At 71.5% G+C, this 18,926-nt stretch carries 16 protein-coding genes and 1 pseudogene; 2 read left to right on the top strand and 15 right to left on the bottom strand.

Features of this window, described 5'->3' with window-relative positions; genetic code table 11:
- The 12 genes and pseudogenes from secD to pgsA all read right to left on the bottom strand — a co-directional run.
- The gene (gene secD, locus OJ254_RS20915; RefSeq protein WP_265363540.1) at window positions 1-1,752 is read right to left on the bottom strand and encodes a protein translocase subunit SecD; all 1,752 of its coding nucleotides are present in this window, start codon (window positions 1,750-1,752) and stop codon (window positions 1-3) included.
- Between the two features lie 150 nt (window positions 1,753-1,902).
- Window positions 1,903-2,490 carry a preprotein translocase subunit YajC gene (yajC, locus tag OJ254_RS20910; RefSeq protein ID WP_265363539.1) on the bottom strand — a complete coding sequence of 196 codons (588 nt, stop codon included), beginning with the start codon at window positions 2,488-2,490 and terminating at the stop codon, window positions 1,903-1,905.
- Window positions 2,491-2,622: 132 nt separating this feature from the next.
- Entirely contained in the window at window positions 2,623-3,711 is a 1,089-nt protein-coding gene (ruvB, locus tag OJ254_RS20905; RefSeq protein WP_265363538.1) for a Holliday junction branch migration DNA helicase RuvB, read from the bottom strand.
- Between the two features lie 103 nt (window positions 3,712-3,814).
- A complete protein-coding gene (ruvA, locus tag OJ254_RS20900) occupies window positions 3,815-4,435 on the bottom strand; it encodes a Holliday junction branch migration protein RuvA (RefSeq protein ID WP_265363537.1) in 621 nt (206 codons plus the stop codon).
- A complete protein-coding gene (ruvC, locus tag OJ254_RS20895; protein ID WP_265363536.1) occupies window positions 4,432-4,983 on the bottom strand; it encodes a crossover junction endodeoxyribonuclease RuvC in 552 nt (183 codons plus the stop codon). The genes ruvA and ruvC overlap by 4 nt, the downstream gene beginning before the upstream one ends.
- Window positions 4,984-5,460: 477 nt before the next feature.
- The gene (locus OJ254_RS20890) at window positions 5,461-6,213 is read right to left on the bottom strand and encodes a YebC/PmpR family DNA-binding transcriptional regulator (RefSeq protein WP_261952544.1); all 753 of its coding nucleotides are present in this window, start codon (window positions 6,211-6,213) and stop codon (window positions 5,461-5,463) included.
- A 95-nt stretch (window positions 6,214-6,308) separates the two neighbouring features.
- Entirely contained in the window at window positions 6,309-6,902 is a 594-nt protein-coding gene (pdxT, locus tag OJ254_RS20885; RefSeq protein WP_261952543.1) for a pyridoxal 5'-phosphate synthase glutaminase subunit PdxT, read from the bottom strand.
- A 16-nt stretch (window positions 6,903-6,918) separates the two neighbouring features.
- Window positions 6,919-7,830 (bottom strand): pyridoxal 5'-phosphate synthase lyase subunit PdxS, encoded by a 912-nt coding sequence (gene pdxS / locus OJ254_RS20880; protein WP_265363535.1) that lies wholly within the window; start codon window positions 7,828-7,830, stop codon window positions 6,919-6,921.
- Window positions 7,831-8,016: 186 nt separating this feature from the next.
- Window positions 8,017-8,562, bottom strand: a complete 546-nt coding sequence (locus tag OJ254_RS20875; protein ID WP_261952542.1) for a hypothetical protein — start codon at window positions 8,560-8,562, stop codon at window positions 8,017-8,019.
- A gap of 534 nt (window positions 8,563-9,096) precedes the next feature.
- Entirely contained in the window at window positions 9,097-10,218 is a 1,122-nt protein-coding gene (locus OJ254_RS20870; RefSeq protein WP_265365248.1) for a glycosyltransferase family 4 protein, read from the bottom strand.
- The gene (locus OJ254_RS20865) at window positions 10,215-11,150 is read right to left on the bottom strand and encodes a phosphatidylinositol mannoside acyltransferase (protein WP_265363534.1); all 936 of its coding nucleotides are present in this window, start codon (window positions 11,148-11,150) and stop codon (window positions 10,215-10,217) included. Before OJ254_RS20865 ends, OJ254_RS20870 begins: the two co-directional genes overlap by 4 nt.
- A 1-nt stretch (window position 11,151) precedes the next feature.
- A pseudogene (gene pgsA, locus OJ254_RS20860) lies at window positions 11,152-11,802 on the bottom strand (phosphatidylinositol phosphate synthase); the annotation flags it as partial.
- Window positions 11,803-12,065: 263 nt separating this feature from the next.
- Here pgsA and OJ254_RS20855 point away from each other — a divergent pair.
- Complete coding sequence (locus OJ254_RS20855) at window positions 12,066-14,264, top strand: elongation factor G-like protein EF-G2 (protein WP_265363533.1); 2,199 nt, start codon at window positions 12,066-12,068, stop codon at window positions 14,262-14,264.
- Between the two features lie 219 nt (window positions 14,265-14,483).
- On the top strand, window positions 14,484-16,163 hold the full coding sequence (locus OJ254_RS20850) for a hypothetical protein (protein WP_265363532.1): 1,680 nt from the start codon (window positions 14,484-14,486) through the stop codon (window positions 16,161-16,163).
- Window positions 16,164-16,199: 36 nt separating this feature from the next.
- Here the strand turns inward: OJ254_RS20850 and OJ254_RS20845 are convergent, their stop codons facing one another.
- From OJ254_RS20845 to OJ254_RS20835, 3 genes are all read right to left on the bottom strand, one after another.
- Complete coding sequence (locus OJ254_RS20845) at window positions 16,200-17,330, bottom strand: YncE family protein (RefSeq protein ID WP_423835930.1); 1,131 nt, start codon at window positions 17,328-17,330, stop codon at window positions 16,200-16,202.
- 70 nt (window positions 17,331-17,400) lie between these two features.
- On the bottom strand, window positions 17,401-18,174 hold the full coding sequence (locus OJ254_RS20840) for a polysaccharide deacetylase family protein (protein WP_265365247.1): 774 nt from the start codon (window positions 18,172-18,174) through the stop codon (window positions 17,401-17,403).
- A 136-nt stretch (window positions 18,175-18,310) separates the two neighbouring features.
- A complete protein-coding gene (locus tag OJ254_RS20835; protein ID WP_265363531.1) occupies window positions 18,311-18,868 on the bottom strand; it encodes an HIT family protein in 558 nt (185 codons plus the stop codon).
- Window positions 18,869-18,926: the final 58 nt, after the last annotated feature.

Below are 18,926 nucleotides of genomic sequence, written 5' to 3'. Positions count from 1 at the left end.
TCACGCCTCCTTCGTCTGGGTGGGGGCGGTGCGACGACGGCGCAGCGGCGGCTTGGCGCCCAGGCGCTTGGGGTCGAGGCCGGACCAGGAGTGTCCGTCGGCGAAGAACTTCCGGCGGGCCAGCAGCGTCATCAGCGGCTTGGTGAAGCAGAAGACCACGACGACGTCGAGCAGGGTGGTCAGGCCGAGCGTGAACGCGAAGCCCTGGACCTTGCCGACGGTGACGATGAACAGCACCGCGGCGGCCAGGAACGACACGAAGTCGGAGACCAGGATCGTCCGGCGGGCCCGCGGCCAGCCGCGCTCGACGGCCGGACGCAGGGTGCGGCCCTCGCGGATCTCGTCCCGGATGCGTTCGAAGTAGACGATGAACGAGTCGGCGGTGATACCGATGGCGACGATGGCGCCGCAGACCGCCGGGAGGTTCAGCGCGAACTGGATGGCCGGCCCGAGCAGCGTCATGAGCGCGTACGTCAGGATCGCCGAGACGCAGAGGCTCGCCAGCGCGACCAGCGCCAGGCCCCGGTAGTAGGCGATGAGGTAGATGACGACCAGGCCCAGACCGATCGCGCCGGCGATCAGACCGGCGTGCAGCTGCTCACCGCCGAGCGCCGCGGTGACCGTGGTCTCGTCGACGATCTTGAAGGAGAGCGGCAGCGCACCGTAGGAGAGCATGTTGCCCAGGTCCTGCGCGGACTGCTGGGTGAAACCACCGGAGATGGTCGCGTTGCCGCCGTTGAGCCGCTCGCTGACCCGCGGGTCGGAGACCACCGCGCCGTCCAGGACGATCGCGAACTGGTTCTGCGGCGGGGCCTTGGTCGCGAGCTTGCCGGTGATGTCCGCGAACTTCTTGCCACCGTCGGAGGTGAAGTCCATCTGGACGATCCAGCCCTGGCCCTGCTGGCTGTCGAAGACGGCCTTGGCGCCCTTGACGTCCGTGCCCTCGACGCCCACCGGGCCGAGCACGTACTTCTGCGTGCCCTCGGTGTTGCACGCCACGACGGGGTCGGAGGGCTTTGTCGCGGCGGCCTGCTCACCGGCGGCGGCACGGCCCTGCTTGGTCGAGCAGTCCAGTGCGTTCAGCTGCTTCTGGAGGGCCGGCGGGATCTGGTCGCCACCGGGGGCCGGAGGCGTGGACGGCTTGGCCGAGCCCGAGGGGGTGGGCTTGGGGGACGGCGCCTTCTTCAGGGAGTCCGTGACGGCGCGGCCCTGCGTCGTGGGCTTCGCCCCGGGGGTCGCCGAGGACGAGGCGTGCTGCTGGCTGCCGGCCTGCTGGCCGCTCTTGCCCTTGGCGTTCTTGCCGCTCTGCGAGGGGCTGGGCTTCGGCTCGGGGGTCTTCGTGCCCGCGGTGGTGGTCAGCACCGGCCGGAAGCCGAGCTGAGCGGTGGTACCGACCTGCTGGCGGGCCTGCTTCGCGTTCGTCCCCCGCGGGATGTTCACGATGATGTGGTTGGTGCCCTGCGTCTGGACCTCGGTCTCGGAGACGCCCAGACCGTTGACCCGCCGGTCCATGATGTCGGCGGCGGTCTTCATGTTGGTCTCGTTGATCGCGTTGGGCTTGCCCGGCATGTTCTCGGCCTGGAGCGTGAAGCTGGTGCCGCCGGCCAGGTCGATGCCCAGCCGGGGCGTCAGCGTGCCGGAGTAGAACATGCCTCCGATCAGCCCCGCCATCGCGAGCAGGACCAGGATCAGCGTGCGGCCCGGATGCCCCTGGCCCGCGGGCGCCCTGCGGCCCTTTTTCGGTGCTGCCACCTTCTCGATTCTCCCTGTCCAACCCCTCGGCCTGGGGTATCGGCCGAGCGGCCACGAAGTGTTGTGGGGACCTGCCCCCCGCCGGAGCCTAGACCGTCCCGGAACCGCGGTGCACGCCTCGACGCGTGCTCCGCGGTTCCGTGGGAGGGACTACTTCGCGTCGTCGCCGCCGGTCTTCTTGTCCTTCTCGGCGGCGTCCGCGTCGGCCTTGGCGCCGTCCCCGGCGTCCTTGGTTTCCTTGTCGCCCCCGGCCTCGTCGGCCGCGGGCTTCTCGGCGGCGGGCTCGGCGTCAGCCGGCGTCGCGGCCTTGCCGAGGTCGATCTTGTCGGCCTTGTCACCCGTTTCGGTGGCTTCGCCGGCGGTGTCGCCGGTCAGCGACGAGGCGTCGTCCGGGACGACGGTCTCCTCGGCGTGGATCGGGTCGGCACCGTCCAGGATGCGGTTGTACTCCTCGTCCGCGAGCACTGCGCCGATGGCGTTCTTGGCGTAGATGGCGTGCACGCCGGGGGCGACCTCCAGGAGGACGGTGTCCTCGTGGACCTCCTTGACGGTGGCGTACATGCCGCCGATCGTGCGCACGCCGGCGCCCGGCTGCATCTGATTGCGCATCTGCGCGGCCGCCTGCTGCTTCTTCTTGGCGGACCGCGTCATCAGGAACATGGCCCCGATGAGGACGATGAAGGGGAGGAGAGAGACGATGTTGGGCACGGGACGGAGATCCTTCGCACGACCGCGCATCCGCGGCCTCATATAGCGGGGGTGGTATGCCGGCCCCTACGGACGGCATCGGCGGAGTCTAAGCGAGTCCCCACCAGTGGAACAACGCCCAGCATCGCACCGCAGTTCCTGCCCGGGCGAGTCCCCGCGCCGTCACGCCCCGAACAGGCCCTGCTGACCGATTCCGCCCGCTTGGTGCTGCGGCGGGACCATGTCCAGATGCGCCCAGGCCGCCGGGGTGGCGATCCGTCCGCGCGGGGTCCGGGCGAGCAGGCCCTCCCGTACGAGGAACGGCTCGGCGACCTCCTCGACGGTCTCGCGCTCCTCCCCCACCGCCACCGCCAGGGTGGACAGGCCCACCGGGCCGCCGCCGAACAGCTTGAGCAGGGCGGTGAGCACCGCGCGGTCGAGGCGGTCCAGGCCGCGCGCGTCGACCTCGTAGACCCCCAGGGCCTGCGAGGCGATCTCGCGGGTGATCACGCCATCGGCCTTGACCTGGGCGTAGTCGCGGACCCGGCGCAGCAGGCGGTTGGCGATCCGGGGCGTGCCGCGGGAGCGGCCGGCGATCTCGGCGGCGCCGTCCGGCTCTATCTCGACGTCGAGCAGGCCGGCCGAGCGGTGGATGACCCGCTGGAGCTCCTCGGGCGCGTAGAACTCCATGTGGGCGGTGAAGCCGAAGCGGTCGCGCAGCGGGGGCGGCAGCAGACCGGCCCGGGTCGTCGCCCCGACCAGGGTGAACGGCGGAAGTTCGAGCGGGATGGCGGTGGCACCCGGCCCCTTGCCGACGATGACGTCGACGCGGAAGTCCTCCATCGCCATGTAGAGCATCTCCTCGGCGGGCCGGGACATCCGGTGGATCTCGTCGAGGAAGAGCACCTCGCCCTCCTGGAGGGAGGAGAGGATCGCGGCGAGGTCGCCGGCGTGCTGGATGGCGGGGCCGGAGGTGATCCGGATCGGGGCGCCCATCTCGGCGGCGATGATCATCGAGAGGGTCGTCTTGCCGAGGCCGGGCGCGCCGGAGAGCAGGACGTGGTCGGCGGTGGCGCCGCGGGCGCGGGCGGCGCGCAGGACCAGGTCGAGCTGTTCGCGCACCCGTTCCTGGCCGACGAACTCCTGGAGGTCCTTGGGCCGCAGCGCGGCCTCGACGGCGGTGTCCTCGCCGTCCGCGTCGGCGCCGACCAGCCGGTCGGGGCCGGCCGGTACGGCGTCGTCGGTGGACGGTGCGGTGTCGTCCCAGTTCACTGCGGAATGCCTCGCGGGGTCGGGGCGGCCGGGCCGCCGGTCGGGTCGTACGGTCGCGGGCCGGGGCGCCGGTCACGGCGCGCGGCGGGGCCCGCGGCGACGGTCATCGGGCGCGGTTGAGGGTCTGCAGGGCGGCCTTGAGCAGCTGCGGCACCTGCGGGGCGCCGCCCTCGGCGACGGCGGCCTCGGCCTGCGGGGCGACCGCGGCGACCGCCTCGTCCGCCTCCCTGCTGGCGTAGCCGAGGCCGATCAGGGCGGCCTGCAGCTGGTCGCGCCAGCCGGCCGGGCCCGCGGCGGCCGCCGCCGGACGACGGCTGCCGACCGGCTCGCCGAGCCGGTCCTTCAGCTCCAGCAGCAGCTTCTGCGCGCCCTTCTTGCCGATGCCGGGCACGGCGGTGAGGGCCCTCTCGTCGCCGGTGGCGACCGCGAGCCGCAGCGCGTCCGGGGAGTGCACCGCGAGCATGGCCTGGGCCAGCCGGGGACCGACGCCGCTGGCGGTCTGCAGCAGTTCGAAGGTCTGCCGCTCGTCGTCGTCGGCGAAGCCGTAGAGGGTGAGCGAGTCCTCACGGACGACGAGGGAGGTGGCGAGCCGGGCCGGCTCGCCGATCCGCAGGCCGGAGAGGGTGTTCGGCGTGCACTGGACGGCCATGCCGATCCCGCCGACCTCGACGACGGCGGCATCGGGGGCGAGGGCCGCGACCGGGCCGGAGACAAAGGCGATCATCGGGTGCCCTTCGGCGTACGTACGGGAGCGGGGGTGCGGCGGGCGGCGGCCTGCGCCGCCTGGAGGCGGTTGACCGCGGGGGCGCGCCAAATGTGGCAGATGGCGAGGGCGAGGGCGTCCGCGGCGTCGGCCGGTTTGGGCGGGGCGGCGAGCCGCAGCAGCCGGGTCACCATCGCACCGACCTGGGCCTTGTCGGCCCGCCCCGAGCCGGTGACGGCGGCCTTGACCTCGCTGGGGGTGTGCAGCGCGACCGGCAGCCCGCGGCGTGCGGCACAGAGCATGGCGACCGCGCTGGCCTGAGCGGTGCCCATGACCGTACGGACGTTGTGCTGGCTGAACACCCGCTCCACCGCGACGTATTCGGGCCGATAGCGGTCCAGCCACTCCTCCAGGCCGCGCTCGATGAGGACGAGACGGTGGGCGACGTCCGCGTCGGCCGGGGTACGGACGACACCGACCCCCGCCATCGTCAACGGGCGCCCGGCCACGCCTTCCACCACGCCGACCCCGCACCGGGTCAGCCCCGGGTCCACCCCGAGCACCTTCACGACGCCCCTCCCCTCTTCACGCGCGGCACCGCGCAGCCGCACGCGCTGCCGACCCGGCACTCTGCCGGCCCGGCAACTTGCCGAACCTTGCGACCTTGCGACCTTGCGACCTTGCGACCTGCCGATCTGACGGACCGTTTCGTCCCGCACCTCCCCCATGGGGGGTGCGGAGATCCCCTGCTCAGCACAGTATCGGGTGCCACTGACAACGCCCCGCACCGACCACGCCACGGCGCGACGACGCACCGGGTCGACGGGCCGACGGGCCGACCGGCCGACAGCGCAACGGCCCGGCGAGCGGACCGGCAATCGGGCCGGCAACGCGGGGACCGACCACGCCACCGCCCACCACCCGCCGCCCGTCACCCATCGCCCATCGCCCATCGCCCGACAACGCGACGGGCCGACGGGGTGTGCTCCCCGTCGGCCCGTCGGTGCGCGGCTGTGGTGCCCGTGCGAGGTCCGGCCCGGTCCGGCCTAGGCGTCGACCTTGGCCATGACGTCGTCCGAGACGTCGAAGTTGGCGAAGACGTTCTGCACGTCGTCGCTGTCCTCCAGCGCGTCGATCAGCTTGAAGATCTTGCGCGCGCCCTCTTCCTCCAGCTCGACCTGCATGGTCGGGACGAAGTTGGCGTCCGCCGAGTCGTAGTCGATCCCGGCTTCCTGCAGGGCGGTGCGGACCGCGACCAGGTCGGTGGCCTCGCTGAGCACCTCGAAGGACTCACCGAGGTCGTTGACCTCCTCGGCACCCGCGTCGAGCACCGCGGTCAGGACGTCGTCCTCGCTCAGCTCGCCCTTGGGGACGATCACCACGCCCTTGCGGTTGAAGAGGTACGAGACGGAGCCCGGGTCGGCCATCGAGCCGCCGTTGCGGGTCATGGCGACGCGGACGTCCGAGGCGGCACGGTTGCGGTTGTCGGTGAGGCACTCGATGAGCACCGCGACACCGTTGGGGCCGTAACCCTCGTACATGATCGTCTCGTAGTCGGCGCCGCCGGCCTCCAGGCCCGCGCCGCGCTTGACCGCGGAGTCGATGTTCTTGTTGGGCACCGAGCTCTTCTTGGCCTTCTGGATGGCGTCGAAGAGGGTCGGGTTACCGTCCGGGTCGGCGCCGCCGGTACGGGCCGCGACCTCGATGTTCTTGATCAGCTTCGCGAAGAGCTTGCCGCGCTTGGCATCGATCACGGCCTTCTTGTGCTTCGTCGTAGCCCATTTAGAGTGGCCGGACATCCGCCTGTCTCCTTCGCGTAACCAATTCTGAAACGAACGCCGTCGATCCTACCGGGGTCGCGTCACACGGTGTCACTCACCTGATCACCGCAGCCTCAGCCGGCCGCGGCCCGCACCATCTCCACGAACAGGGCGTGGACGCGGTGGTCCCCGGTGAGTTCCGGGTGGAAGGACGTGGCAAGGACGTTACCCTGCCGCACGGCCACGGTGTGCCCGTCGTACGTGGCCAGGACCTCAACGTCCCCGCCGACCGACTCGACCCAGGGCGCCCGGATGAAGACGCCCTCGACGGGCCCGCCGGGGATGCCGGCCACGTCGATGGCCGCCTCGAACGACTCGTTCTGCCGCCCGAACGCGTTACGGCGCACGATCATGTCGACGCCGCCGAACGTCTCCTGGTCCTCGCGGGCGTCCAGCAGCTTGTCCGCGACCATGATCATGCCGGCGCAGGTGCCGTAGACCGGCTTGCCCGCGCGGACGAACGCGCGCAGCGGCTCCAGCATGCCGAAGACGACCGCCAGCTTGGACATCGTGGTGGACTCGCCGCCCGGGATGACCAGGCCGTCGACCTCGTCCAGTTCCTCGGGACGGCGTACCGGCCGGGCCAGGGCATCCGCCTCGGCGAGCGCGGTGAGGTGCTCGCGGACGTCGCCCTGGAGGGCCAGCACACCGATGGTGGGGGTGCTCATCTGCTGTCGTACGTCCTTACCAGCCGCGGTTGGCGTAGCGCTCGGCCTCGGGGAGGGTGTCGCAGTTGATGCCGACCATGGCCTCGCCCAGGTTGCGGGAGACGTCCGCGATGACCTTCGGGTCGTCGTAGAAGGTGGTGGCCTTCACGATCGCGGCGGCGCGCTTGGCCGGGTCGCCGGACTTGAAGATGCCGGAGCCGACGAAGACGCCCTCGGCGCCGAGCTGGCGCATCAGCGCGGCGTCGGCGGGGGTGGCGACACCACCGGCGGAGAACAGCACGACCGGCAGCTTGCCGAGCTCGGCGACCTCCTTGACCAGCTCGAACGGGGCGCGCAGCTCCTTGGCGGCGGCGTACAGCTCGTTGTTGTCACAGCCGCGCAGCTTGGCGATCTCGCCCTTGATCTGGCGCAGGTGACGGACCGCCTCGACGACGTTGCCGGTGCCGGCCTCGCCCTTGGAGCGGATCATCGCGGCGCCCTCGGCGATCCGGCGCAGGGCCTCGCCCAGGTTGGTGGCACCGCACACGAAGGGGGTGGTGAAGGCCCACTTGTCGGAGTGGTTGACCTCGTCGGCCGGGGTGAGGACCTCGGACTCGTCGATGTAGTCGACGCCGAGCGACTGCAGGACCTGCGCCTCGACGAAGTGGCCGATGCGGGACTTGGCCATGACCGGGATCGAGACGGCGTCGATGATGCCGTCGATCATGTCGGGGTCGGACATCCGGGCCACGCCGCCGTCCTTGCGGATGTCGGCGGGGACCCGCTCCAGGGCCATGACGGCGACGGCGCCGGCGTCCTCGGCGATCTTGGCCTCTTCCGGCGTGACGACGTCCATGATCACGCCGCCCTTGAGCTGCTCGGCCATTCCGCGCTTGACGCGCGCGGTTCCGGTCTCGGGGTTCTGGGACGTGGTGGGCGTGCTGGACACGGTTTGACCTCACTCAGTGCGGGTGGTTGTGCGTGCCGACCACACAACCGTTTGTGAGCGGCCGAAGAAAAGGGCCAATTCAAGGCCGGTGGCTCGTTGGGCCCGCACACCCCGCGGCCCGGTGCCCGCTCCCCCGGGCGGCCCCGGGTCCGCCCTGCGTGCTTCCCGGGGCTCTCCTGCCCGCGCTCAGTTGCCCGCCGAGCGGTCGTCGAGGACGGCCGGCGGCTCGTCGTCCATCTCGAAGGCCAGCGGGAACGGCGCGTGACCGGCGAGCCGGAAGTATCGCACCACCCGGTGGCGGCGGACCGCGCGGGCGGCCCGTACGGCGTCGTTGTGGAAGCGCCGGGCCATCGGGACGCGGCGGACCGCGGCGGTGAGCTCGGCGATCGTCTGCTCGCCACCCGGAGCCTCGCGTACGGCCTCCAGCTGCGCCTCCTCGGCGAAGATGGCCCGCAGCGCCTGGCTCAGCTCGCTCTCGGCGACCTCGCGGTGGTCCTCCTCGGCCTGCCGGGCCTCGTGGGCGGCCTGGTAGAGGACGATCGAGGCGGCCGGGTCCAGGACGCCCGACGTCCCGACCTCCTGCGCGACGGAGGCACGCCGCAGGAGCTGGGCATCGAGCGCCGCCCGGGCGGCGTCGATGCGGGCGTGCAGGCGGTCGAGGCGCCCGGCCGTCCAGCTGAGGTAGATGCCGATGAGGATGATCGCGGCGGCGATCCAGATGAACGTGCTCACGAGGTGGCACGTTACTCCCACGTACTCGGCTGCAGCGCCGTGCCGGTACCTCGCCGTTGCGCTTTGCGGCGCCTCCCACGTACCCGTCTGTTCCGCCGCGGGTCGTCTCGCCGTTGCGCGCTTGGCGGCGCCCCCACGTACCTCGCCGTCCCGCCGCGGGGCTCGCTCGCCGTTGCGCCTGGCGGCGGGCGTGGTGTTTTCGGGTGCGGTGCCGGCCCTCCAGACTTCGTCCTCCGGTCCAGCCCCTCCCGTGAGTGGGAGTTCTTAGCTGGTTGGGGGCGGGCCCTATCCGTTGCCTGCGGGCGTGTGGGCATTACGTGCACCCCCACCGGCCTTAACTTTCCCCCTCCCGGGAGGGGACGGGCCGGAGGACGAAGTCTGGAGGACCGGCACCGCACCCGACACCCACCCAGCCCGCCGCAGGCGCAACGGCGAGAACACCCGCGGCGGGACGGCCAGGTACGTGCGGGGCGCCGCAAAGCGCAACGGCGAACAACACCCGCGGCGGGAGAGACGGGTACGTGGGGCGGGCGCCTACGGCGCGGTCGCGACCGAAGCCGCCCCCGCCGTCACCGTTTCGTAGACGGCGAGGATGTCCGCGCCGACCGTGGACCAGTCGAAGCGGCGGACGTGGCGGGTGCCGCGGGTGCGGAGTTCGGCGAGGCGGGCCGGGTCGCCGAGGAGCCGGACCGCCGCGGTGGCGAGCGCGTCCGCGTCCTCGTTGGTGAAGAGTTCGCCGGCCTCGCCCTGGTCGAGGACCTGGGCGAACGCGTCGAGGTCGCTGGCCAGTACGGGGGCGCCGGCGGACATGGCCTCCACGAGGATGATGCCGAAGGACTCGCCGCCCGTGTTGGGGGCGACGTAGAGGTCGACGCTGCGGAGCAGGCGGGCCTTGTCCTCGTCGCTGACCATGCCGAGGAATTCGACCCGGGGGCGCAGTTCTGCGGGGAGGGAGGCCACGGCCTCTTCCTCGTCGCCGCGGCCGGCGACGAGGAGGCGGGCGTCGGGGACCTCGGCGAGGATCTTGGGCAGGGCCTTCATGAGTACCGGCAGGCCCTTGCGGGGTTCGTCGATGCGGCCGATGAAGCCGATCGTCTTGCCCTGCCAGGCGGCCTTGGGTTCGGCGCGGGCGAAGAAGTCGACGTCGACGCCATTGGGGATGACGACCGCGTCGCCGCCGAGGTGTTCGACCAGGGTGCGGCGGGCGTATTCGCTGACCGCGACGCGGGCGCTGATCTTCTCCAGGGCGGGCTGGAGGATCGGGTAGGCGGCGATCATCGCGCGGGAGCGCGGGTTGGAGGTGTGGAAGGTGGCCACGATCGGGCCCTGGGCGGCCCAGCAGGCGAGCAGGCCCAGGGACGGGGAGGCCGGTTCGTGGATGTGGATGACGTCGAAGGCGCCGTTCTGCAGCCAGCGACGGACCCGGGCCGCGGAGAGGAAGCCGAAGTTGAGGCGGGCGACCGAGCCGTTGTAGGGCACGGGTACGGCGCGGCCGGCGGAGACGACGTACGGCGGGAGCGGGGTGTCGTCGTCGGCGGGTGCCAGGACGGAGACCTCGTGGCCGAGCCGGATGAGGTGGTCGGCCAGGTCGCGGATGTGGAACTGCACGCCGCCGGGAACGTCCCAGGCGTACGGGCAGACGATGCCGATCTTCACGCCGTCTCCGTTCCGGGCTCGCGGGGCTCCAGGTCGGCGAGCCACAGGCGCTGGAGCATGTGCCAGTCCTCGGGGTGGTCGGCGATGCCGGAGGCGAAGGCGTCGGCGAGCGCCTGGGTCATCTGGGCTGCTTTCTCGACGCGGGTGCCGGTCTCGGGGACCTCGATCTCGGGGTGGACCCGGCCGCGCATGATGGGGGTGTCGTCGTACCAGAGGGTGACGGGCAGCAGCATGGCGCCGGTCTGGAGGGCGAGCATCGCCGGGCCGGCGGGCATCTTGGTCTCCTCGCCGAAGAACTTGACCGGTATGCCGGAGCTGGAGAGGTCGCGGTCGGCGACCAGGCAGACCAGGCCGCCGGCCCGCAGGCGGCGGGCGAGGGTGCCGAAGGCGGCGCCGCCGGTGTGCGGCAGGACCTCCATGCCCAGGCCCTCGCGGTAGGCGACGAAGCGGTCGTAGAGGGATTCCGGCTTGAGGCGCTCGGCGACGGTGGTGAAGGGGGTGTTGAGCTTCGTGGTGACCCAGACGCCCGCGAGGTCGTAGTTGCCCATATGAGGCAGGGCGAGGATGACGCCGCGGTCGCTTGCGAGGCCGTCGGTGAGGTGGTGGACGTCCTCGGGGACGAAGCCGTTCCTTATGCGGTCCTTGCTCCAGGCGGGGAGGCGGAAGGACTCCATCCAGTAGCGCATGTACGAGCGCATCCCGGCGCGGGAGAGCTCGGCCAGGCGTTGCGGGGTGGCGTCCGGGACGACCCGGGCGAGGTTGGCCTCCAGGCGGCGTACGCCCTTGCCGCGGCGCTTCCAGGCGGTGTCGGCGATCTTCCGGCCGAGGCGTACCGCGACGGTTTCGGGCAGCCGCTTGACGGTGCTCCAGCCCAGTCCGTAGAGCGCGTCGGTGAGGGTGCCGGTGTCGATCCGCGGCATCCGTGGGCTCATGCGCTGTTCCCCCTCGTGCGATGGCGTCGGCCTCGGCCGATTCGCGGCGTACCGTCACCACGCGCTGGCCGAGGGTGACGGCGCTGCCGATGGCGACGATCCACAGGGCGATCGGCAGCAGCACTTCGACACCGGGTACCCCGAACTTGTGCAGACCCGAGAGACCGCAGGCGACGAGGGTGATGACGAGCCGTTCGGCGCGTTCGACCAGGCCGTTGACGGCCACCGGCAGTCCGATGGCCTCGCCGCGGGCCTTGGTGTACGAGACGACCTGCCCGCTGGCCAGGCAGAAGATCGCCATCGCGCAGAGGGTGAGGGAGTCGCCGTGGCCGGCGTACCAGAGGGCGAGGCCGCCGAAGATCGCCGAGTCGGCGACCCGGTCGAGGGTGGAGTCGAGGAAGGCGCCCCAGCGGCTGGAGCGGCCCAGTTGCCGTGCCATGTTTCCGTCGACGAGGTCGGAGAAGACGAACAGCGTGATGACGACCGTTCCCCAGAAGAACTCGCCCCGCGGGTAGAAGATCAGCGCGCCGGCCACCACGCCGCCGGTGCCGATGAGGGTGACCGCGTCCGGGCTGACGCCGAGGCGGATGAGCAGGGCGGCGAACGGCGTGAGAACACGCGTGAAGAAAGCACGCGCGTACTTGTTCAGCATGGCCTTCCCGGAGGTCGATACGGGCCGCGCGGTCAAGGGGCCACCGGCTGGCCCATCGTAGCCACGAGCTCTGCGGCCACCACGAAGGCATCGCGGCGCAGGGTGCATCCCGCGGCTCGGGCCCGGCGGCGTGCGCCTCCGGGCGCGCGTGCGGGCCCCTTCGAGCCCTTGGGAGCGCGGGGGCGCTGTGCCATCTATGGACGGTTGATGACCACGGTGGAAAGCTCGAATCACCGCAAAGTGTCGACCTGGAGGCGAGACACATGAGCGAGAAGACGAGTACACACCCGGGAGCCGCCGGAAGGGCGGTAACGGCCGGCCGGCCCACGGCCCTGCGGAACGTGGTGCTGGTCGGCCACAGCGGATCGGGAAAGACCACCCTGGTCGAGGCGCTCGCGCTGGCGTCCGGTGCGGTCAACCGGGCCGGGCGGGTCGAGGACGGCGGGTGTCTGTCGGACTACGACGAGATCGAACACCGCCAGCAACGCTCCGTACAGCTCTCCCTGGTCCCGGTGGACTGGGGCGGTATCAAGATCAATATCCTGGACACCCCCGGATACGCCGATTTCGTCGGGGAACTCAGGGCCGGTCTGCGCGCCGCGGACGCGGCCCTTTTCGTTGTCTCGGCGGCCGACGGCGTGGCCGGCGCGACCCGCATGGTGTGGGACGAGTGCGCGGCCGTCGGGATGCCGCGGGCGCTGGTCGTCACGCACCTGGAGGCGTCCCGGGCGGACTTCGACGAGATGACCGAGCTGTGCCGGGCCACCTTCGGCGGCGAGGATCCGGACGCCGTGGTCCCGCTGTACCTGCCGCTGTACGGAACGCCGGGTGCCGACGGCCACGCCCCCGTGCACGGTCTGATCGGCCTGCTCTCCCAGCGGGTCTTCGACTACTCCTCCGGGGAGCGCACCGAGCGGGAGCCGACCGCCGAGGAGCTGCCGCTGATCGAGGAGGCCCGTGGCCGGCTCATCGAGGCGATCATCGCCGAGAGCGAGGACGAGTCCCTGATGGACCGCTACCTCGGTGGCGAGGACATCGACATCAAGACGCTCGTCGGGGACCTGGAGACGGCGGTGGCCCGCGGCACCTTCCACCCCGTGCTGGCCGCGGCCCCGGCCGCGGAGGGTTCGAAGCAGGGGCTGGGGACCGTCGAGCTGCTGGAGCTGATCACCGGCGGTTTCCCGACGCCCGCGGAGCGCGAGGCGCCGGCGGTGACCACCCCGGAGGGCAAGCCGCGCCCGGTGCTCGCGTGCGATCCGGACGGTCCGCTGGCCGCGGAGGTGGTCAAGACCTCCTCCGACCCGTACGTCGGCCGGATCTCGCTGGTCCGGGTCTTCTCCGGAACCCTGCGCCCGGACGAGACGGTGCACGTCTCGGGCCACGGCCTCGCGGACCGGGGGCACGAGGACCACGACGTCGACGAGCGGGTCGGCGCGCTGTCCGCTCCGTTCGGCAAGCAGCAGCGCCCGCTGCCGCAGGCGATCGCCGGTGATCTGGCGTGCGTGGCGAAGCTGACCCGGGCCGAGACCGGCGACACCCTGTCCGCCAAGGACGAGCCGCTGCTGATGGAGCCCTGGTCGATGCCGGACCCGCTGCTGCCGGTCGCCATCCAGGCGCACAGCAAGGCCGACGAGGACAAGCTGTCCCAGGGCCTGGCCCGGCTGGTCGCGGAGGATCCGACGATGCGGCTGGAGCACAACCAGGACACCCACCAGGTGGTGCTGTGGTGCCTGGGCGAGGCCCATGTGGACGTGGCGCTGGAGCGGCTGCGGACCCGGTACGGCGTCCAGGTCGACACCGTGCCGCACAAGGTGCCGCTGCGGGAGACCTTCGGCGAGTCCGCGGCGGGCCGCGGCCGGCACGTCAAACAGTCCGGCGGGCACGGCCAGTTCGCGATCTGCGAGATCGAGATCGAGCCGCTGCCGGGCGGTTCGGGCATCGAGTTCGTGGACAAGGTCGTGGGCGGTGCGGTGCCTCGGCAGTTCATCCCGTCCGTCGAGAAGGGGGTGCGCGCCCAGGCCGGGCGCGGGGTCGCCGCCGGGCATCCGCTGGTCGACATCCGCGTCACGCTGCTCGACGGCAAGGCACACTCGGTCGACTCCTCGGACGCCGCGTTCCAGACGGCCGGTGCGCTGGCGCTGCGGGAGGCCGCCGCGGACGCCCGGATCGATCTGCTGGAGCCGTTCTGCGAGGTCAGTGTGATGGTTCCGGACGAGTACGTGGGGCCGGTGATGAGCGATCTGTCGGGGCGGCGCGGCCGGGTGGTGGGCACCGAGCAGTCCGGGGCCGGCCGCACCGTCGTCCGTGCCGAGGTGCCCGAGATCGAGATCGGCCGGTACGCCGTCGACCTGCGGTCGCTCTCGCACGGCACCGGCCGGTTCTCCCGGGTCCACCTCCGGCACGAACCGATGCCGCCGCAGATCGCCGCGAAGCTGCGGGAAACGGCCGAGGACGGCGGGTAGTTGACGCGGGATCAGCCCAAGACCGCGTTGAATGCGCCCTGAATCCGTCCTGAAGCGGTCCTGAATCAGCCGTCGTCCGGCTCAACTCCCTTGGGGTGGACGGCGGCTGTACGCTGAGGTCCTGCCGTTGACCAGGGTGTCACGGACACCTGTTCGGCGGTGGCGACGCGGGGTCACAGGTGTGCCGTCGGCGGAAGTCGGGAAGAGCCGCATCATCGGATGCGAGCGGTGTGGGGGGCGGTAGTGGCAGACGGCTTTGACTTCAGTCCTGGGGCGCAGGTGCCGCTCTCAGGGAGCGCCGGTCAGACGGCGGCGACCCAGGCCCTGGCCTCGGCCGCCTACCGTGATGATCCGCTGGTCGCCATCGCAAAGGCCGACTCCGACACCGCCAAGTCCGAGATCAAGAAGCCGAAGCTGTCCCTGTTCGAGCCGAATCTGGGCGAGGCGTTCGCGCGTGCCGTGCAGGTGCGGATGCTCGGCGGCGGCCGCAAGCCGCTGATCCAGTCGTTCGGCATCGAGCCGCAGACCGTCGTCGAGCACTGCCTGTCGGCGACCCGCATCCGCAAGCAGCGGGACAGCAAGCTGACGCTGCTGATGGTGCTGTTCGGCGTGCTGTTCCTGCCCGGTGTGCTGCTGTGGCTGGGCGTCTTCCAGCTGCGCAAGATGCTCTCCAAGGACGGCGAGGGCAACGGCGTCTCGCTGCTCGGCGCGACGCTGCTGACCGTGCTGGCCGGTCTCGGGCTGTTCTTCATGATCAAGCTGCCGCTGAGCGGCTTCTGGCCGATGTACGCGCGGGCCATGGTGGTCGTGCCGATGGTCGGCTGGTGGTGGGCCAAGCAGATCTGCGAGAAGACCGCGGTGGCCATGCGGGAGTCCTGGAAGGGGCTGCTGGAGGGCGGCGGGGTGGCCGCGAAGATCCCCGAGGCGGTGCCGCAGGACCCGAACCAGACCGCCGCCGAGACCCTCCGCCAGAACCTGGCGATGGTCACCGCCGAGCAGAACAGCAACGTGGTCTTCTACGCCGGCCCCAAGGGCATACTCGGCATGGGCACCCGCTGGGGCAGCTGGCAGCTCGCCGAGGAGCTCAAGCCGGTCCAGGAGGGCGCGGACATCCACCCGTTCCGCAGCTGGGACGTGATCCGGGCGATCCACGACAAGCTGCGGCTGCTGGAGCGCAGCCCGCTGCACACCGGCGGTTTCCCCACCCCGTCCGTACGCCACTGGATCGTCTCCCCGGTCGGGGAGAAGGCCGCCGCCGTCGCCCGGCCCGAGGGCACGCACGTGGAGGCGTACCAGATCCGCGGGCACGAGATAGAGCGGATCTGCAACGAGCAGCAGTTCGGCAGCGGCAACCGCCACTACCTCGGGGTGCAGTTCGTGCTGTGGGACGGCCAGCTGGTGATCACGCTGATGATCACCGTCACGGTGCTGCACGAGACGCTGCGCATCGAGGTGACCGGCCACGCCCTCGGGCCGGTGAACGGCCTGTTCACGACGAAGCCGGAGCCGAAGACCAAGGACGTCGCCAAGGTCGTCAAGTTCTGGGAGACCAAGACCCAGCACCTCCCGCTCATCGAGCCCAAGGAGGTGGTCCGGCTGGCCGCCCGGGCGCCGCTGACGTGGTTCCCGCCGGTGCTGGACTTCCTCGGCGGGAAGCTGACCCTGCCCGAGCCGTTCGGCCTGCGGCACGTCTGGGCGGACAAGCCCTGGCGGCACCGCTTCATGGCCGATGACGCGCTGCGCGCCGCGACCCCGGTCCTGCGCACGGTCCACGCCGCCGCCATGGGCGTCCTCAAGGAGCACGGCGTGGACACCGAGCGCTTCACCAACCGTGCGCTGGTGCTCAGCGGCATGATCCAGGGCGTGGACCCGCAGAAGGCCGACGAGTACAACGCCTAGCCGCGTGCCCGGCCGTGGGCCGGGCGGCCCCCGGGGTCACCGGAAGATGCCGGTGTGCCCCAGGGAGTACCGCCCGGGCTGCGGGTAGACGGCCAGGCCGTGCGGGCCCTGGCCGACCGGGATCTTGGCGAGGGTCTTGCCGGTCTTCGTGTCCAGTGCGTAGACCTCGGAGTTGTAGCGGCCGGACAGCCACAGCACCTTGCCGTCGGTGGACAGTCCGCCCATGTCGGGGCTGCCGCCGCCGCGGATGTGCCACTTGTCGACGAGTTCCCCGGTCTTGAAGTCGAGCAGGGAGATCGAGCCCTCGCCGCGGTTGGAGATGTACATGTACCGGGAGTCGCGGCTGACGTAGAGGCCGTGGGCGCCCTTGCCGGTCGGCATGAGCCTGGGCCGGTCGAAGGTGTCGCCGTTCATGACCCAGATGCCGTCGGCCATCATGTCGGCGATGTACCAGGTCCTGCCGTCCGGGGAGATCTTCACGTCCTGCGGCATCGCCCCGTCGAACGGCAGCTTCTCCTGGCCGATGACTTTCATCTTCTCGGTGTCGACCTTGAGCAGTTCGCCGGAGAACTCGCAGGAGACGATGAAGTACCGGCCGTCCGGCGAGAAGTCGGCGTGGTTGACGCCGGCGCAGCTGACCGGGAGGGTCTTTCGGATCTCCATGGTGTGCGGGTCGCGGAAGACCAGCTGCCGGTCCATCGAGGCCATCACGACGGCGTACTTGCCGTTGGGCGTGAAGTAGAGGTTGTACGGGTCGTGCACCTTGACCGGTTCGCCGGCCTTGCCGGTGGCCGGGTCGATCGGGGTCAGGTCGTGCCCGCGGTTGTTGTTGACCCAGAGCGTCTTCAGGTCCCAGGACGGCACGACGTGCTGCGGCTGGACGCCCACCGGGATGGTCTCGATGACCTTGTACGTCTTGGGGTCGATGACGCTGACCGTGTCGGAGCCGGTGTTGGGCACGTAGATCCGCGAGGGGAAGTCCTTGACCTGCGGCACCAGTTTGCCCGGCCGGTCGGCCGCGTACAGGTCGTGCTCGTCGATCAGCGGCGGCATGCCCGGCAGCCCCGGCTTGGCGGCCTTGACCGGTGCGCGTTCGACCGGCCGGTGAATCTGCCCGGCCGGCTTGCCCTCCCCGCTGCAGGCCGCCGCCACCAGCGCGCAGGCCACGGCGAGCAGCGCGGACGCCCGGCGGCGGACGCGGGGCTCTTACGGTCGTGGGTACGGTTCCGGTCAGCCATCAGGTCACTAGCTCCGTTGTCGTCACCGCGCGCAGTCCGCGCCGGCGGAGGCCGTCGAGGATCGGGGGCAGCGCGGCCACCGTGCCGGCGTGCCCGAGGTGGAGGCTCACGACCGAGCCCGGCCGGACCGCTTCCAGGACCGTGCGCCGGACGGCCGGGGCACCGGGGTCGTTCGCGTCGAGGGAGTCCACGTCGTAGGAGAGGACGTGCGGATAGCCGGCCTTGCGGGCCAGTTGTGTCACCAGGTCGGTGGCCCGCCGGGTCTGCGAGGGGCGGAACCAGCTGCCGATGGTCCCGGTGAGCCGGCGCAGCCGGTCGGCGCAGCCGGTGATCTCGGCGTAGGCGTCGGCGGCCGGCAGGGCGCAGATGTCGCGGTGGTGCAGGGTGTGGTTGCCCAGTTCGTGGCCGCCGTCGAGGATGCGGCGGGCCATCTGCGGCTGGGCGTCGAGCCAGTCGCCGACGACGAGCACGGTGACCCGGGCGCCGGCCCGCTCGGCCTCACCCAGCAGGGCGGTCGCGAGCTTCGGGTCGCCCCGGCCGTGGAAGGTCAGCGCGACCGCGTGGGCCTCGCGCGGGCCGTTCTCGATCTGTACGGGCAGGCCGGGCACCCGGGTGGGCGGGCGGGCGGCGTGGGCCGGCCGGTGCGGTTCCCGGCCCACCGGGGACGGGCTCGGGCCGGTGGCCCGTGCGGGGCCGCGGTCCTCGTCCCGGTGGGGGTCGCAGCCCGACAGCAGCGCGCCCGCGGCCGCGGCCGAGGCGGCCGCGCGCAGCACCGAGCGGCGGTCTGGGGAAGTCACCACCCCATTAGAGAGGCAACTAATCCGAATTAGGGCGATCTATCCGATTCGCCCTCGTACGTGTCGCCTCCGGACCGGCCCCGGAGGGCCTCCCGGACGGCGGGCGAGCACCCTACGCGGGCCAGGCGTCGGCCAGCATCGCCCGGGTGTCGGCGAGGAGTTGCGGCAGCACCTTGGTGTGCCCGATCACCGGCATGAAGTTCGTGTCGCCGCCCCAGCGCGGGACGACGTGCTGGTGCAGATGGGCCGCGATCCCCGCACCGGCCACCGTGCCCTGGTTCATCCCGATGTTGAACCCGTGCGCCCCCGACGCGGTCCGCAGCGCGGTCATCGCCCGCTTGGTGAACTCCGCCAGCTCCGCGGTCTCCGCCTCGTCCAGCTCGGTGTAGTCGGCCACGTGCCGGAACGGGACGACCATGAGGTGACCGCCGTTGTACGGATACAGGTTCAGCACCGCGTAGACGCGCTCACCGCGGGCGATCACCAGTCCGTCCTCGTCGGACTTCTCCGGGATCGTGCAGAACGGGCAGCCGTCGTCGGCCCCGGGGCCGCTCGGCTTGTTCTCGCCCTGGATGTAGGCCATCCGGTGGGGCGTCCACAGGCGCTGGAAGGCGTCCTGGGTCCCGACTCCGATCTGCTGCTCCGGCTCGCTTGTCATACGGGCCAGCATATGGCGTCGCCCATTGGCAGCGTGTCGTTGGGGCGCATCGCAGCGGCCGCTGGACGAT

The sequence above is a fragment of the Streptomyces endophytica genome (assembly GCF_026153355.1).
Classification (GTDB): Bacteria; Actinomycetota; Actinomycetes; order Streptomycetales; family Streptomycetaceae; genus Streptomyces; species Streptomyces endophytica.
The sequence above is the reverse complement of the archived record's forward strand: the minus strand, read 5'-3'. Positions and strand labels throughout refer to the sequence as shown.